The organism is Mesorhizobium sp. INR15 (assembly GCF_015500075.1).
In the GTDB taxonomy this organism is placed as follows: domain Bacteria; phylum Pseudomonadota; class Alphaproteobacteria; order Rhizobiales; family Rhizobiaceae; genus Mesorhizobium.
The window spans coordinates 1,334,833-1,349,976 of record NZ_CP045496.1; the positions used below are offsets into that span (position 1 = coordinate 1,334,833).

The window sequence follows — 15,144 nt, forward strand, 5'->3', positions numbered from 1 at the left end:
GCTTTCGGCAGCCGCTCAGTTGTTTTCGAGATAACCAGCGATGGTTGTCCGCGTCAGCTGCCAGTGGACCTCGGATACGTCCGATGCCTTGAAGGCAAGCACGATCTGCCGGCTGCGGCGCGGACCGCCGAGCCCGGCGAAATAGATGGATTCCTCGACCTCGGCGGCCACCTCACTTGAGGTAAACACCCAGGTGTCGGCCTCGTCGGCCGTCAGCACCAGGCGATCGTGTTCATCCTGGAACAGGTTGATGTCGGGATGGATATGGAAGCGCACGGTGATGAAATCGCGGCCATTGTTGCGGACTGCCGCGCCACCCGGCCGTTGGAACCGGTCCCTGCCGGTCAGCACGTTTCCATTCGTCGACAGCTTCATCTCGCGCTCATGCAAAAAGCCGAAGCGCGCGGCATAGCCGTCATGGCGGGCGATGAAACCCTGCACGCCCTTCTGGTCGATACGCTTGCACTGGACATGCTGGGGGCCGCCGATCAGTGGTGTGCCGAGCAGGTCGTTGACCCGCAGCGAATGGCTGAAGCGCGCCGAAGACGTGTCGTTGATCGTGGCGGTCGAGTGCGCGGCGGTGGCGCGGGCCAGCGGCCGGAATTCAGCGGCGCCATAGGTGTCGATGCCGGCATTGACGATGTAGTGCTGGCGGCCCGACGACAGCTCGAAGGCCAGACAGCCGGCGTGCGCCGCATTGGAGACGTCGACCGGCGGCGGCAGCCCGGTGTCGGCGATCACAGTCACACCGCCCATCGACAGGCGTTCATAGCCGGAATGCGGCGCGTGCAGCAGAGGCGCGCCGGCGGTGTCGTCGTGACGCAGGATGGTGGCGATGCGGTCATGGATGGTTGCGCCCATGCCGTTGAAGCGGGCAAGGCTGCCATCCTGGTGGCGGAAGAAGCGCAGCGCCGGCAGCATCCGGTCGATGGCGCCGATCAGTGCTTGCGGCGGCGTTTCCGCCTGGTTGGCATAGGTCTGGCGCAGCGGCAAAAGGTCGGCGAGGATTTCCAGCACCGCCATCGGATTGCGCGAGATATGGCCGCCATCCGGCAGGATCTGGCGGTCGAGTTCATCAGCAAGGTGTCGGGTCGCACCACGCAGCGCCGATGCCGGTGCCGGCAGCGACAGGGCAGCGAAGGCCAGCGCGATGCGGGCGCGCAGCCTGTCCTTGCCATCAGGCATTTCGCGCGCCATCGACCTGAGATAGCGGATCTGCACGGCCAGCGATTTCAGGAAGGCGCGGTAGAACGGAAACTCGGCGCCCTGCAGCACCACGGAGGAATGCTGCAGCCAGGCGATGATGCGCTTGGCGGTCGTGCCGGGCTCCCAGGCGATGCCGGAAATATGGCTGCCATGCATGGCGATCCAGTCGGAAACCAGGGCGCGGGCATTGGCCGCGGCCAGTTCCGTGCCGGCGGCGCGCATGTGACGCAGCCAGCGAAAGCCATGCAGCGTCTTTTGCCAACCGCGATTGGGCACGTTGATCTGGAAAGGTGACTTGCCGCCGGTCTCGACCAGGTGTCCCGACAGGGGATAGCGGCCGTAGTAGATCTCAAGCGCGATCTGCGGATCGGCCAGACGCAGGTCCGGCGGTGCGATCAGGACGCGCTCGGGTGTGCGGCCGGAATAGCGCCAACGATAGATTGGCCCAGCACGCAGGCGCCGGCGCGTCTTGCGCCAGAACTCCTTCGCGACAAGCGTCCATAGACGCGTCGTGCTGCCGGCCGCGAGTGCCAAAACCCCTCCTCATCGTCCTATACCCCGGGGCAAGTTTATATGATTCAAGAACTTATGCGAAGGCGTATTCCATGAAGCCAGGGTGGTTCACCCTGATTTGACCGCGATGCTCCCCAAAAAAGTCAGCAACTCCTTGCGGTTAACGCATTTGCTAGGGGGCAAGCCATTTCCTTGTAGCCGGGCTCTGCTTTGCAGCCGCGGGCATTTAGCCGGCTCTGCGCATCCGGGCAGCGAAGAAGCCGTCGAGGCCGGAGCGCTCGGGCGAACCCTGGTCCAGATCGGCGGGCGTCGTGCGCAGCGTGCCTTGTGGCGTCAGGAAGGGATCGATGCCTTCGATCTCGCCTTGCCGCAGCGGATCGTCGGCGACCAGCTTCGTCTGCTTGAGGAAGGCGCGATGCAGGTCTTCGCCTTCGATCGGATCGAGCGAACAATTGGAAAAGACGATCCTGCCGCCGGGCTTGACCAGCGTCACGGCGCGGGCCAGCAACCGCCGCTGCAGGTCGGCGAGCTTTTCGACATCGGCCGGCGTCTTTGTCCACGGCACATCAGGATGCCGGCGTACCGTGCCGGTCGACGAGCAGGGCGCGTCGAGAAGCACGGCGTCGAACAGCTCTTCCGGCTGGTACTTGAGCAAATCGGCCTGGACGATGTCGGCTGGCAGGCCGAGCCTTTCGAGGTTCTGCGTCAGCCGCGCGAGCCGGTTCTTCGAGGTATCGACGGCTGTGACCCTGGCGCCGGCGAGAATGAGCTGCGCTGTCTTGCCGCCAGGGGCGGCGCAGAGATCGGCAACACGCAATCCCTTGATGTCGCCGAACAGCCGTGCCGGAAGACTGGCTGCTGCATCCTGAACCCACCATGCGCCCTCGGCGAAGCCTGGCAGTTCGGTCACGGCACCAGCCAGTTTTTCCACCCGGATTGTGCCGGTTGGCAGGACGAAGCCGCCAAGCCGCTCGGCCCAGAGTTCCGGGTCGGCCTTGGCAGAGAAATCGACCGGCGCCTCATGACGATGCGCGGAAAGGATCTCTCCGGCCCTGGCCGCGCCATAGGTGGCCTTCAGCCGGTCGGAAAACCATTTGGGCGCTTCATCGGTGGCAGCCAGGGCCGCAGGCAATTCCGTCTCCTTGACGCGCGCAAGCGTGCGCAAGACGCCGTTGACGAGGCCGGAAAAACGCACCGTGCGCGGATCGGACTTGGCGTGGGTCACGGCAAGGTCGACGGCGGCGCTGTCTGGAATGTCGAGGAACAGGATCTGCGCCGCCGCGACATGCAATATGTGCGACAGCGCCGTGGCGTTGGGCGGCAGTGGCTTTTCCAGGCGCCGCGCCAGCAGCCCTGATATGGTCATGCGGTAGCGCAAGGCGGTGACGAGTATGGCCCTAACCAGGCCACGGTCGCGCAGATCGAGCGCCTTGTACTGCGGATGGCCGTTCTCGTGGTCGGTCAGCCCGTCGAGCGGCGTTCTGGCGTCAATGACGGCGGCCAGCAGGCGCGCGGCCGCCTTGCGCGCTGCCAGGCCGGCAACGAATTCACCGTCGTCTTTGTGCTGGTTATCGCCAGAACCCGTGCGTCGTGGCGCCTTGTCCGCCATGCTCACGACCACCGGCCTTTGGGCCCGGTCGGATTGCGCCCCCATGGATTGGGCTTCGGCTTCTCTGCCTGTGCCGGCTGCTCGGGCTGTGCTGCCTGGCCCCACGGTCCGGACGGCTGCTGCATGTCCGCCTGCCGTGGCGCCGGGGCCCGGCGCGAGGCGGCCTGGCTGTTGTTGCCGGCCATGTCGCGCGCCATCGCCTGCAAGGCGGCGATGCGGTTGTCGGTGCTGGGGTGGGTGGAAAACAGATTGTCCATGCGCTCGCCGGAAAGAGGATTGATGATGAAGAGGTGGGCGGTTGCCGGATTGCGCTCGGCATCGGGGTTGCGGATGCGTTCGGCGCCACAGGCGATCTTGTCAAGCGCCGATGCGAGCCAGAGCGGGTGTCCACAGATTTCGGCGCCGCGCCGGTCGGCCTCGTACTCGCGGGTGCGACTGACCGCCATCTGCACGATCATGGCGGCGAAAGGCGCAACGATCATGGCCACCAGCACGCCGACAAAGCCGAACTTATTGTTGTTGTTGTCGCGGTTGCCGCCGAAGAAGAAGGCGAAATTGCCGAGCATCGAGATCGCGCCGGCAAGGGTGGCGACCATCGTCATAGTCAAGGTGTCGCGATGCTGCACATGGGCGAGTTCGTGCGCCATCACGGCAGCGACCTCCTCATGCGTGAGCGCCTGCAGCAGGCCGGTGGAAGCTGCGACCGCCGCGTTTTGCGGGTTGCGCCCGGTGGCGAAGGCGTTCGGCTGCGGATTGTCGATCAGGTATGTCCTGGGCATCGGCAGGCCGGCGCGCTGGGCGAGGCCCTGTACGATCGCGTAATATTCGGGCGCGTTGTTGGCGTCGACCTCAACGGCGCGGTTCATCGACAGCACCATCTTGTCGGCATTCCAGTAGCTGAACAGGTTGGTGCCGGCGGCGACGACCAGCGCGATCATCATGCCGCCGGTGCCGCCGATGAGGAAGCCAACGCCCATGAACAACGCGGTCATCACGGCGAGAAGCATGGCGGTGCGGATGGTATTCATCGTCGGCTCCTGTTCAGAGGATGGCGAATAGGGGTCGATCCTTGCGAGGTCATCGCTATATGATGGGAAACGCCAGTTCCTGTTTCAATCCGCCGGGAATATCGCATGAACGACGAAACCAGTAAAACCGCCGCCGGTGTCGACAACGAGGCACCGCAAAAGGCGCTGACACCGGAGGCTCGCCGCGCGCTGGCGGAAGCCGAGGCACGGCGCGCGGATTATCGCCAGCACGAAGCCGCGCTGCCGAAGGAGATCGGCGGCCGTGGCGGCAAGGAGCCTGGCCGCTACGGCGACTGGGAGGTCAAAGGCCTGACCAGCGATTTCTAGAAGCCGAGAAGTCTAGGAAGCCGCCGCGCTTTGCATCCGCTCCAGGCCAACGCGGCCCTGCGCATCTGTCACGGCGCGCAGGTTGCTGTAGTCGAAGATCGTGGCGTGCGACGTGTCCATCTTGTGCTGATGTGTCGCGGTGACCACGGCCACCGTGGCGCCAGCCGCCTCGGCCGCCTCGATGCCGGGAACCGCATCCTCGAAAACCAGGCAGTCGCGTGGATCGAAGCCGAGCCGCTCGGCGCCCAGCCGAAAACAGTCGGGCGCCGGCTTGCCATGCAGCACGTCCTCGCCGGTAATCATCGTGGCTGGAAGCGGAATGCCAACCGCCTCGATCCGCCGCAGGGCCAGCGCGCGCGGCGATGAGGTGACGATCGCCCAGCGCCGCGGCGGCAACGAAGCCAGGAAAGCCGCGGCGCCCGCAAGGGCGTGGATGCCCTCGACGTCGGCGATTTCGGCGCGGGAAATCTCGTCCGCCTCATGCTGGGGGTCGACGCCCGGAAGCGCCAGGCGGCGGACGGTCTCGATCGCCCTTATGCCATGCATCGTCGGCAGGAAAGCCGCCACGTCGAGGCCATGCCGGATCGCCCATGCGGTCCAAACACGCTCGGCGGCGGCGATCGAATTGAGCAACGTGCCGTCCATATCGAACAGGAAGGCCGCGAATTTTCTGCCAGCGAACATGAGTTTCCTTGATTGCCGGGGGCGCCTGACGCGTCGGCCGAAAGTATCGTTCGGGGATCGGTATGGAAAGGGCGAGCCGGCCTTTTCAATCGAGCCAGGGAACCACGGCAGCCCTACGACGTTTGACCGAAACTGCTTTCCGCGACAATCGAAAGGGGACCGCGATGCTGATCCGGCTCGGCTATGAAATCGCCATCGAATGCACCGAAGCTACCCCGGTGATTTCGCTGCTCGACATCCATAAGGACCGGCAGGCCGATATCAAGCGGCAGACGCGGGTGCTGACGTCGCCCTCGGTCCCGGCCACCGTCTATCATGACCTTCACGGCAATGCCTGCCGCCGCTTCACTGCGCCCGCCGGCGGATTTCGCATTCTCTATGATGCTGTTATCGAGGACAGCGGCGAGACTGACGCTGTCAATACATTGGCCAGGGAAGTGCCGGTGGCGGACTTGCCGGACGAAGTTCTCGGCTATCTCCTAGGCAGCCGCTATTGCGAAACGGATCATCTGAGTGGGCTGGCCTGGCAACTTTTCGGCCACCTGCCGTCCGGCTGGGCGCGGGTTCAGGCGATCGTCGACTATGTCCACAACCGCCTGTCCTTCGGTTATGGCTATGCACGTCCGACGCGCACGGCGGCGCAGGCGCATGAAGAGCGGGTTGGCGTCTGCCGCGACTTCGCCCATCTGGCGATCACACTTTGCCGCTGCATGAACATCCCGGCCCGCTATGTGAATGGCTATCTCGGCGACATCGCCGTGCCGGTCGACCCGGCGCCGATGGATTTTTCGGCATGGATGGAAGTGTTCCTCGACGGCAAATGGTACACGTTTGACGCTCGCCACAACACGCCGAGAGTGGGCCGCGTGGTCATCGCGCGCGGACGCGACGCCACAGACGTGCCGCTGCTGCACAGTTTCGGCCCGCATCGGCTCAGCCTGTTCAAGGTCTGGACCTACGAGCAGGAGGGCAACCTGTTCAACCCGCCCTATCACGGCATCGACCGGACGGTCAGCGCTCAGATGCTCGCCTAGGGCCCTTTGATATTCAGGGGAGGTCGACCTGAGAGGGCTTTGCAAGGCTAAGCGTTGCACACGAGAGCTCATTTCGGGTGACCAACGTCAGCGTTGAGTCACTTCCCTGATATAAAGGATCGCCCAGCCCATCCCCATACCAAGAACAGCGCCGTGAAGGGCCTACGTGTGCAAGAGTGGGTGGCCAATGCAGTAATTGAATCGGACGCCGGATATGAACGTCGATGCGCTATAACCAATAATTTCACCCAGCGTGGCGCCAATCAATGCGCTGATGATGTAGCTAATTCGCGCAGTCATAAGCCACTTTCATGCAAAATGGCGACGCCGCAACTGCACACCCATCGATATTCTGCCAGCCAAGGACGCCAGCAATCCTGGGACAACTGATCGACTACGGCACAGGCACCCTGTGCCGTAACAAGACGTTGCCTGACGCCGGACGAACGCCTCAGTCTGGGTATGGTGAGTGACAGGTAAACGCGGGCGAGAACGCGTTATGGCGTTTACCAATAGTTCACCTTCTTGTTCAGTGAAAACCAACAAAAACAACCCTTTGAGGCTGGCGACCCCGACCTTGGCCGGATCGGCGGCATATCCGGCTGGAATCCTGCATTGACCCTGACGGCGACGAGGCCGAGGCATGCGGAGACTGAAGAATGCGAAATTACGGGGGTCTTGTTCACACGGTCGGCGGGTTCGCCAGACATAGCGGTGGAAATTTCGCGGTTCTGTTCGGGCTTGCTGCCTCGGTCTTGGCGCTGGGGGCTGGCTTCTCCGTCAACGTGTCCCAGCTCTACAATGCCAGATCGAGCCTGCAGGGCGTTGTCGATGCCGCGGTGACGTCGACAGCGCGTGATCTGACGACCGGCGTCATCAAGGAAACCGACGCCAACAAATCGGTACAGAATTTTCTCGACGCCAACAGCACCGCGGGCATACTGGAGGCCAATCAGATCGTTCTCGACAAGCTGACGCTCGACAAGACGGCCAATACTGTCCAGGCGGACGTTCATGTCGACGTCGCCTTGTATTTTCCGATTTTCGGCTTGGGCGACAAGCAACGTGTCACGGCCTCCACGACGTCGCTCTATTCGGACAAGACGATCGAGGTGGCCATGATGCTCGACGTCACCGGCTCAATGGCGGGTCAAAAGATCAAGGACCTGAGGACGGCCGCAAGCAATGCGGTGGACAGTTTCATAGGCAACCAGGATCCGAGCAAACCGCGCGTGCGCGTGTCCATCGTGCCTTACGCCAACTCGGTCAATGCCGGTGCGCTTGCCGCCAGTAGCGTCTATGTCGAAACAAACGTCAGCCAGCGCAAGCAGGCGCCGGGCAACGCCAGTGCGCAACCAGCGTCCGTCTCCGCGAGCTACGGCAACTGCGCCACCGAACGTAAGGGCGCGGACCAGTATTCCGACGCAGGCCCGGCCTCCAGCATGGTCAATCGGGATTTCTGGCTGTCGCAATTTGCCAAGGATTCCGGCACCGCCGCCTGCCCGGTCGCGACCCTTGTGCCGTTGACGGCCGACCCCGCCGCGCTCAAGAACGTCATCAAGAACCTTGTCGCATCGGGCGGCACCGCCGGACATGTCGGCGTGCAATGGGCCTGGTACATGCTCTCGGAAAACTGGGGCAGCGTGATGAAGGCCTCGGAGCGGCCAGCCAAGATGGATCCGAAGAAGGTCGCGAAATACGCGATTCTGATGACCGATGGCGAGTTCAACCTGTCCTATTTCGACGCCACTGACGCCAGCGATGTCTACAATAGCGCAGGCAAGGAGCCGACCCGCACGGCGGCAAAGAAGCTCTGCGCCGCCATGCGTGCCAAGGGCATCGAGATATTCACGATCGGCTTTAAACTCGACGAGGCGAATGCAGTCACAACGTTGCAGGATTGCGCCAATCCCGACACTGGCTCGGTCAAGCATTTTTATCAGGCGGCCAATGGCGGCGAGCTGGACTCAGCCTTTCAGACCATTGCGCGAAACATCGAAACCCTGGCGCTTACAAAGTAAGTTCCAGAAAAGGAAAAGGCCGCCGCTTCTTTCGAAGCCGGCGGCCTTCCGTGTTTCCGTCCGTGGCGCGGCCCATGGCGATGACCGTTGGGTCACCCGCCGCGCATCTCGCGCCTTAACGGGAAGACTGCTTCCCGAAAGTGCAATCCGCTGAGGCCACGTTCTGGAAAACGAAATCACTCGACATCGGATCACCTCCTTTCGATTTGTTGAACACATGCTCAAGGTGGGGTGTTTCGCTCGCTTTGGCAAGAGCGACTGTCCGGGCCTGCCCGCCGCGGCATATCAATGCCGCCCTGGTGTGCCCTGATTGAAACAGTTGCCTGGCGCGGAGCAGGCTGTTCGCCGATTCTCGCTGGATGGCGAGCGATATCGCGGAGTGGGTTGCGGCTGGCCGGCCAAACAGCCAAAATCACACTTCGGGCCGCGGACAATCGACCCGTGGGGAGGAAATATGGATGCAGCCGACAAAGCAGCACGCATCGTCCGGACGGTCGTCCAGGCACTGAAGCCCGGTTTCGCGGTCAGGCTGTGGACCGGCGAGCGGATTGGCCCCGCCAGCGGCCCGGTGCTTGCCATCAACGATCAGGACATCGTTTGGCAATTGGTCCGCCGGCCGCAATTCTCGACACTGGTCGAAATGTGGATTGCCAAGACGATCGACGTGGAAGGCGGGTCGCTGTTCGATGTCTACGCGTTGCCTTCAAAGGGCAAGCTGCGGTTCAAGGCCTTGCCAAAGCTGGCGATGCTGCGCGACCTGCCGGCGGTGCTGTTCTCGCGAAGGCGGATGACACAACGGGCCGATCTTGCCGGGCAAAATCCCTTCGTCAGCGGCTCGAACAAGCAAGCCATCCAGCATCATTACGACATCTCGAACGCGTTCTACCGGCTCTTCCTCGACGAGCGCATGGTCTACACCTGCGCCTATTTCACCGACTTCGCCAACGACATCGATCAGGCGCAGACCGACAAGCTCGAACATATCTGCCGCAAGCTCAGGCTGAAGCCGGGCGACCGGCTGCTCGACATCGGCTGCGGCTGGGGAGCGATGCTGATCTATGCCGCCAAGCACCATGGCGTCATCGGCCATGGCGTGTCGCTGTCGGAGGAGCAGACCCGGCTGGCGCGCGAGCGCATCCGTGCCGAGGGTCTTGAGGGCAGGATCACCATCGACATCAAGTCCTATACCGAACTCGACGGCAGCTACGACAAGATCTCGTCAATCGGCATGTTTGAAGCGGTGGGTCTCGCCAACCACGCGACCTACTTCTCCACCATCCACCGCCTGCTCAAGCCGGGCGGCATCTACCTGCACCACGCCATCACACGGCGTGGCAAGGGCGACAGGAAGAAGACCTTGCGCAAGGGGGCCGAATACAAGGCGCTGATCAAATACATTTTCCCGGGCGGCGAGGTCGACACGATCGGCATGACGCTCGGCAATCTCGAAGCGCATGGCTTCCTTGTCCACGACGTCGAGAATTTACGCGAGCACTACGCCCGTACCTGCCGGTTGTGGGCCGAGCGGCTGCGTGCGCGGTTCGACGAAGCGATCGCCGAGGTGGGTGAGCCCAGGGCGCGGCTCTGGCTACTCTATCTCACCGGCTGCTCGATCACTTTCGAACGCGCCTCGGCGCAGATTTTCCAGACCGTCGTCACCAAGCGGGCGCGAGGCCTGAGTGGACTGCCGCCGACGCGGGCGGACCTTTACCGTTAACGCCGGGCACCCGGTTCCCAACGCATTCGGCAAAGCATTGAGAATTGCAACAAGGGCGAGCGGCACTTGCGGCATGCCGCCCGCCATCATCTCACTCGGCGAGGCCGAGTGAGATGATGTGGGCCGCCGAAGCAGGGATTTTCGACTTGTCCTTGATCTCGATGATCAGGCGTGGATTGCTTTCGAGCTTGGCCAGCGCGGCAAAGACGGAGCGCCATTGGATCGTGCCTTCGCCGAGGCTCCAGTGGCGATCGGCATAGCCGTCGGCATCCTGCAGATGGATGTGCCGCAATTGGTTGCCGGCAGCGTGGACATAGTAATCGACCGGCGGAGCGCCGGTCGAGCCATGCGCGTAATAGGCATGGCCGGTATCGATCGACACGGCGACGGCCGGGGAATTGAAACTGTCGGCCAATGCCACGCGGATATGCGGGTCCTTATCCTCGATGTTCTCGATGACCATGGTGCAGCCGATGTCCTCGGCCCGCCGCACGGCGTCGCGCAACGTCATGTGGGTGTATTCGATGATTTTTTCGCGCTCGCCGCGATTGTTGTCGAGGTTGTTGTAGGACCAGGTCGTATAGGGGCTGTGAATTACCATATGCGTTGCGCCGATGGCGGCGCAGACATCCATGCCTTGCAACAGGCGTTTGCTGACCACGTCGCGGATCTCAGGGTCCTGCGATGCGATGGTGAAACCCCAGAAAGGCCCATGAATCCCGAGCCGGCCTTCGTGGCCGTCGAGAAGCTTCCTGGTGCGGGCGGCAAGTGGCGCCCAATCGCCGTTCAGAACCTCGGCATCAACGAAGCTCTGCAATTCCAAGTCACGCTGCTTTTCGAGAAGCCAGCCGCGATGGATTTCGAGATCGTCGAGGGTCATGGCAGCGCCAAGAATGGGCAGGGACGTCATTGGTGCTCCGATTGATTGATTGGATTTGAAACTTGCTGGACAACGCGACGGGGAGGGTCGCGCCGGGATTGTATGGCGCCGCTTTCTGTCATGCGTATTACAGGCGCGAAGAGATTTCCGCAGAGGCCGCCCGGGCCATGCTGAGGGTGAGCGCTCCGATGCTCGGGAAGCCAGGCAAGGCTGAGCAATCGATTGCTGTTGATACGGCCCGGCCCGACCCGCGATGACAGCGAAGCGCTACCCAGCGAGCGAACGCGCCGGATAGCGATTGCGTTGTGCGGTGGAGCCTGCGGACGCGGGAGACCGCGTCAGGCCTTCTTGTTCTGCCGGTTGGCGATCAGGTCGTCGACGACAGCCGGATCGGCGAGCGTCGAGGTGTCGCCGAGCGCCGAGAAATCGTCCTCGGCGATCTTGCGCAGGATGCGGCGCATGATCTTGCCTGAGCGGGTTTTTGGCAGGCCCGGCGCGAACTGGACCTTGTCGGGCGAGGCGATGGCGCCGATCTCCTTGCGGACATGGGCGATGAGTTCCTTGCGAAGCTCCTCGCTCGGCTGCTGGCCGGCCATCAGGGTGACATAGCAATAGATGCCCTGGCCCTTGATGTCGTGAGGATAGCCAACGACGGCGGCTTCCGAAACCTTGTCGTGGCTGACCAGCGCCGATTCCACTTCCGCCGTGCCCATGCGGTGGCCGGAAACGTTGATGACGTCATCGACGCGGCCGGTGATCCAGTAATAGCCGTCAGCGTCGCGGCGGCAGCCGTCGCCGGTGAAGTACTTGCCTTTGTAGGTGGAGAAATAGGTCTGGATGAAGCGCTCATGGTCGCCGTAGACGGTGCGCATCTGGCCGGGCCAGGAATCGGTGATGCAGAGATTGCCATCGGCTGCCCCTTCCAGCACCTTGCCCTCGCCATCGACCAGCTCCGGCTTGATGCCGAAGAAGGGCCGGGTCGCAGATCCGGCCTTCAGGTCGGTCGCGCCAGGCAGCGGTGTGATCAGGATCCCGCCGGTCTCGGTCTGCCACCAGGTGTCGACGATCGGCACCTTGCCGTTGCCGACGACGTTGAAATACCACTCCCAGGCTTCCGGGTTGATCGGCTCGCCGACCGACCCCAGCACCCGCAGCGATTTGCGCGATGTCTTGGTGACATGCGCGTCGCCGGCGCCCATCAGGGCACGCAGCGCGGTCGGCGCGGTGTAGAAGATGTTGACCTTGTGCTTGTCGATGACTTCCCAGAAACGCGACTGCGAGGGGTAGTTGGGCACGCCCTCGAACATCAGCGTGGTGGCGCCGTTGGCGAGCGGCCCGTAGACGATGTAGCTGTGGCCGGTGACCCAGCCGACATCGGCGGTGCACCAGTAGATATCGCCGTCATGGTAGTCGAAGACATACTGGTGGGTCATCGAGGCGTAGACGAGATAGCCGGCGGTGGTGTGCAGCACACCCTTCGGCTTGCCGGTCGAGCCGGAGGTGTAGAGGATGAACAGCGGATCCTCCGCCTTCATCTTCTCCGGCTTGCACTCGGCTTTAACCGTCGCGACCTCGTCGTGATACCAGACGTCGCGGCCCGCAGCCCAGCCGATCTTGCCGCCGGTGCGGCGCACGACAACGACGTTCTTGACCGTCACATGGTGCTTGGCGGCGATGTCGATGGCCTTGTCGGTGTTCTCCTTCAGCGGGATCGGCTTGCCGCCGCGCAGGCCCTCGTCGGCGGTGATGACAAAAGTCGACTCGCAGTCGACGATGCGGCCGGCAAGCGCATCCGGAGAAAAGCCGCCGAAGACGATCGAATGGATGGCGCCGATACGCGTGCAGGCCAGCATCGCATAGGCTGCCTCCGGAATCATCGGCATGTAGATGGTGACGCGGTCGCCCTTCTTGACGCCGTGCTTCTTCATCACATTGGCAAGCCGGCAGACGTGCTCGTAGAGCTCGTTATAGGTGACCTTCTTGTCGTCGTAGGGATTGTCGCCTTCCCAGATGATCGCGGTCTGGTTGCCGCGCTTCTTCAGGTGCCGGTCGATGCAATTGTAGGAGACGTTGGTCTGGCCGTCCTCGAACCATTTGATCGAGACCTTGCCGTCGAAGGAGGTGTTCTTGACCTTGCTGTAGGGCTTGAACCAGTCGATCCGCTTGCCGTGCTTGGCCCAGAACTTGTCCGGGTTCTTGACGCTGTCAGCATACCATTTCAGGTAGGTGTCGTTGTCGATCAGCGCGTTTTTCTTCCACGCCGGCTGGACGCGGTGGACATGAACCTCGGACATTTCTGCACTTTCCTCCCGAACCACGCGGCCGGCTTGACCGCCGGCGGCATCGCGGCGAAGCGGCCGCGAATTCGGGCGCATTATTAACAGTTCAGCCGCGACGGCAATATTAGACATTGGGTTCGATCCGCTTTGCGCGGCGCGATGCCGCATGCGCGGGCCCCGGCCGCTATCAGCACTCGGCCACAGCCGCTGCTAACGCCATGTTTTCGCGTCTTAAACCGGTCCTTGATGAAGAAAAAATCAATAGACGGTTAAGCAACGGCGCGCACACTCTGTCGTTGGGAGGAAAGGAGACTCAACGCGAGGGGATCGCAATGCGCGACCATTCCGAAATGGAACTGATGCTCAGGGGATACGGCCTGACCACGGCCAAGATTCTCTATCATTTCCCAGACCACCCGCATCTGCTGCAGAGCTTCATCTGGCAGGACTACGACCTCGCACCGAAATTTCCGGTGCTGATCAAGTTCATCGAGTTCTGGAAGGCCAAGCTCGAGGGCCCGCTGCATTCAGTGTGCTACACGCACCAGAAGCTGATCGCGCCGAATGAATGGCGCAAGGTGGACGGCGAATTCGTGCTGCACTAGGGCGTGCCGATATTCAGGTGATGCCGGCCTGCGAAAGGCGGCTTCCTGCGCTTCCGGTGCTCACGTACGAAAAGTACGCTCCGCTCCGGTTCTCGGAAGCCACCATTCTCGGCGCGGCCTGACCTGAATCTCAACACACCCTGGTCCAATGGCGACGGTCAGACCGCCGGCGGGTTGAGCCGGGCGAAGCCTTCCTGGCGGTGGTAGGGGAAGTAGGGATAGGGCGCGGTCACCTTGCTTGCCGCGTCGAGCCTGACGATCTGATCCGATGTCAGTGCCCAGCCAACCGCGCCGAGGTTCTGGCGCAACTGCTCCTCGTTGCGGGCGCCGATGATGACGGAAGAGACGGTCGGGCGCTGCAGCAGCCAGTTGATGGCGATCTGCGGCACGGTCTTGCCAGTCTCCTGCGCCACCGCGTCGAGTGCGTCGACAACCCGGTACAGATGCTCGTCCTCGACAGGCGGCCCAAAGCTTGCCGTGTCGTGCAGCCGGCTCTTCTCCGGCACTGGCTGACCACGGCGGATCTTGCCGGTCAGGCGGCCCCAGCCAAGCGGGCTCCACACCAGTGCGCCGACGCCCTGGTCGAGGCCGAGCGGCATCAATTCCCACTCATAGTCGCGTCCGACCAGCGAATAGTAGACCTGATGCGCAACGTAGCGCGGGTAGCCGTGCCTGTCGGCTTCCGCCAGCGACTTCATCACTTGCCAGCCGGAGAAGTTGGAGACGCCGACATAGCGCAGCTTGCCGGCGCGCACGAGATCGTCCAGCGCCGACAGCACTTCCTCGATCGGGGTTGAGGCATCGAAGGCATGCAGTTGCAACAGGTCGATGTAGTCGGTGCCGAGGCGCTTGAGCGCGTCTTCAACGGCCCTGATCAGGCGCGAGCGCGAGGAGCCGTAGTCCTTCGGCCCGTCGCCCATGGGCAAAGAGGTTTTGGTCGAGATCAACACATCGTCGCGGCGGCCCTGGATGGCTTCGCCAAGCACCTGTTCGGAAGCACCATTCGAATAGACGTCGGCGGTGTCGAACAGGTTGACGCCGGCTTCGAGACAAATGTCGATCAGCCGCCGCGCCTCTTGCGCGTCGCTGTTGCCCCAGGCACCGAACAGCGGGCCGGAGCCGCCGAAGGTTCCGGCGCCGAATGAGAGCGCCGGTACCTTCAGGCCCGATGCGCCGAGACGTCGATAGTCCATGGTCTTGTCCTTTCAATCGCGAATGGTGAAATCAGGTGGTGCTGGGCC

The 15,144-nt window shown here is 62.8% G+C and carries 12 protein-coding genes; 5 read left to right on the forward strand and 7 right to left on the reverse strand.

What is annotated here, in order from left to right; translation table 11 throughout:
- Positions 1-15 precede the first annotated feature (15 nt).
- From GA829_RS06385 to htpX, 3 genes are all read right to left on the reverse strand, one after another.
- Complete coding sequence (locus GA829_RS06385) at positions 16-1,740, reverse strand: heparinase II/III family protein (protein ID WP_195177700.1); 1,725 nt, start codon at positions 1,738-1,740, stop codon at positions 16-18.
- 205 nt (positions 1,741-1,945) lie between these two features.
- On the reverse strand, positions 1,946-3,328 hold the full coding sequence (locus GA829_RS06390) for an RsmB/NOP family class I SAM-dependent RNA methyltransferase (RefSeq protein ID WP_374940388.1): 1,383 nt from the start codon (positions 3,326-3,328) through the stop codon (positions 1,946-1,948).
- A 2-nt stretch (positions 3,329-3,330) separates the two neighbouring features.
- A complete protein-coding gene (gene htpX, locus GA829_RS06395; RefSeq protein WP_195177702.1) occupies positions 3,331-4,356 on the reverse strand; it encodes a zinc metalloprotease HtpX in 1,026 nt (341 codons plus the stop codon).
- Between the two features lie 105 nt (positions 4,357-4,461).
- Here htpX and GA829_RS06400 point away from each other — a divergent pair, with 105 nt between their 5' ends.
- On the forward strand, positions 4,462-4,683 hold the full coding sequence (locus GA829_RS06400) for a DUF1674 domain-containing protein (protein ID WP_195177703.1): 222 nt from the start codon (positions 4,462-4,464) through the stop codon (positions 4,681-4,683).
- A 12-nt stretch (positions 4,684-4,695) separates the two neighbouring features.
- Here the strand turns inward: GA829_RS06400 and GA829_RS06405 are convergent, their stop codons facing one another.
- A complete protein-coding gene (locus tag GA829_RS06405) occupies positions 4,696-5,367 on the reverse strand; it encodes an HAD-IA family hydrolase (protein WP_195177704.1) in 672 nt (223 codons plus the stop codon).
- 164 nt (positions 5,368-5,531) lie between these two features.
- Here GA829_RS06405 and GA829_RS06410 point away from each other — a divergent pair, with 164 nt between their 5' ends.
- The 3 genes from GA829_RS06410 to GA829_RS06420 all read left to right on the forward strand — a co-directional run bounded on the left by GA829_RS06410 (position 5,532) and on the right by GA829_RS06420 (position 10,139).
- The gene (locus GA829_RS06410) at positions 5,532-6,401 is read left to right on the forward strand and encodes a transglutaminase-like domain-containing protein (protein ID WP_195177705.1); all 870 of its coding nucleotides are present in this window, start codon (positions 5,532-5,534) and stop codon (positions 6,399-6,401) included.
- Positions 6,402-7,060: 659 nt separating this feature from the next.
- Complete coding sequence (locus tag GA829_RS06415; RefSeq protein ID WP_195177706.1) at positions 7,061-8,422, forward strand: pilus assembly protein; 1,362 nt, start codon at positions 7,061-7,063, stop codon at positions 8,420-8,422.
- Between the two features lie 454 nt (positions 8,423-8,876).
- Positions 8,877-10,139, forward strand: a complete 1,263-nt coding sequence (locus tag GA829_RS06420) for an SAM-dependent methyltransferase (protein WP_195177707.1) — start codon at positions 8,877-8,879, stop codon at positions 10,137-10,139.
- Positions 10,140-10,230: 91 nt separating this feature from the next.
- On the opposite strand, the gene GA829_RS06425 is transcribed toward GA829_RS06420, so the two are convergent.
- Both GA829_RS06425 and acs read right to left on the reverse strand, forming a co-directional pair.
- Positions 10,231-11,049 carry a sugar phosphate isomerase/epimerase family protein gene (locus tag GA829_RS06425; protein WP_195177708.1) on the reverse strand — a complete coding sequence of 273 codons (819 nt, stop codon included), beginning with the start codon at positions 11,047-11,049 and terminating at the stop codon, positions 10,231-10,233.
- Between the two features lie 308 nt (positions 11,050-11,357).
- Positions 11,358-13,313 carry an acetate--CoA ligase gene (acs, locus tag GA829_RS06430; protein ID WP_195177709.1) on the reverse strand — a complete coding sequence of 652 codons (1,956 nt, stop codon included), beginning with the start codon at positions 13,311-13,313 and terminating at the stop codon, positions 11,358-11,360.
- 317 nt (positions 13,314-13,630) lie between these two features.
- Between acs and GA829_RS06435 the strand changes: the two genes are divergently transcribed.
- Positions 13,631-13,903 carry an usg protein gene (locus GA829_RS06435; protein WP_195177710.1) on the forward strand — a complete coding sequence of 91 codons (273 nt, stop codon included), beginning with the start codon at positions 13,631-13,633 and terminating at the stop codon, positions 13,901-13,903.
- 158 nt (positions 13,904-14,061) lie between these two features.
- Here GA829_RS06435 and GA829_RS06440 read toward each other — a convergent pair whose 3' ends face one another.
- The gene (locus GA829_RS06440) at positions 14,062-15,096 is read right to left on the reverse strand and encodes an aldo/keto reductase (protein ID WP_195177711.1); all 1,035 of its coding nucleotides are present in this window, start codon (positions 15,094-15,096) and stop codon (positions 14,062-14,064) included.
- Positions 15,097-15,144: the final 48 nt, after the last annotated feature.

What these genes read in the sequence shown, in the direction of transcription:
- GA829_RS06420 (WP_195177707.1), top strand. Translation starts at nt 8,877, where the DNA reads ATGGATGCAGCCGACAAAGCAGCACGCATCGTCCGGACGGTCGTCCAG.
- acs (WP_195177709.1), bottom strand. Translation starts at nt 13,313, where the DNA reads ATGTCCGAGGTTCATGTCCACCGCGTCCAGCCGGCGTGGAAGAAAAAC.
- GA829_RS06425 (WP_195177708.1), bottom strand. Translation starts at nt 11,049, where the DNA reads ATGACGTCCCTGCCCATTCTTGGCGCTGCCATGACCCTCGACGATCTC.
- GA829_RS06415 (WP_195177706.1), top strand. Translation starts at nt 7,061, where the DNA reads ATGCGAAATTACGGGGGTCTTGTTCACACGGTCGGCGGGTTCGCCAGA.
- htpX (WP_195177702.1), bottom strand. Translation starts at nt 4,356, where the DNA reads ATGAATACCATCCGCACCGCCATGCTTCTCGCCGTGATGACCGCGTTG.
- GA829_RS06390 (WP_374940388.1), bottom strand. Translation starts at nt 3,328, where the DNA reads ATGGCGGACAAGGCGCCACGACGCACGGGTTCTGGCGATAACCAGCAC.
- GA829_RS06440 (WP_195177711.1), bottom strand. Translation starts at nt 15,096, where the DNA reads ATGGACTATCGACGTCTCGGCGCATCGGGCCTGAAGGTACCGGCGCTC.
- GA829_RS06435 (WP_195177710.1), top strand. Translation starts at nt 13,631, where the DNA reads ATGCGCGACCATTCCGAAATGGAACTGATGCTCAGGGGATACGGCCTG.
- GA829_RS06410 (WP_195177705.1), top strand. Translation starts at nt 5,532, where the DNA reads ATGCTGATCCGGCTCGGCTATGAAATCGCCATCGAATGCACCGAAGCT.
- GA829_RS06405 (WP_195177704.1), bottom strand. Translation starts at nt 5,367, where the DNA reads ATGTTCGCTGGCAGAAAATTCGCGGCCTTCCTGTTCGATATGGACGGC.
- GA829_RS06400 (WP_195177703.1), top strand. Translation starts at nt 4,462, where the DNA reads ATGAACGACGAAACCAGTAAAACCGCCGCCGGTGTCGACAACGAGGCA.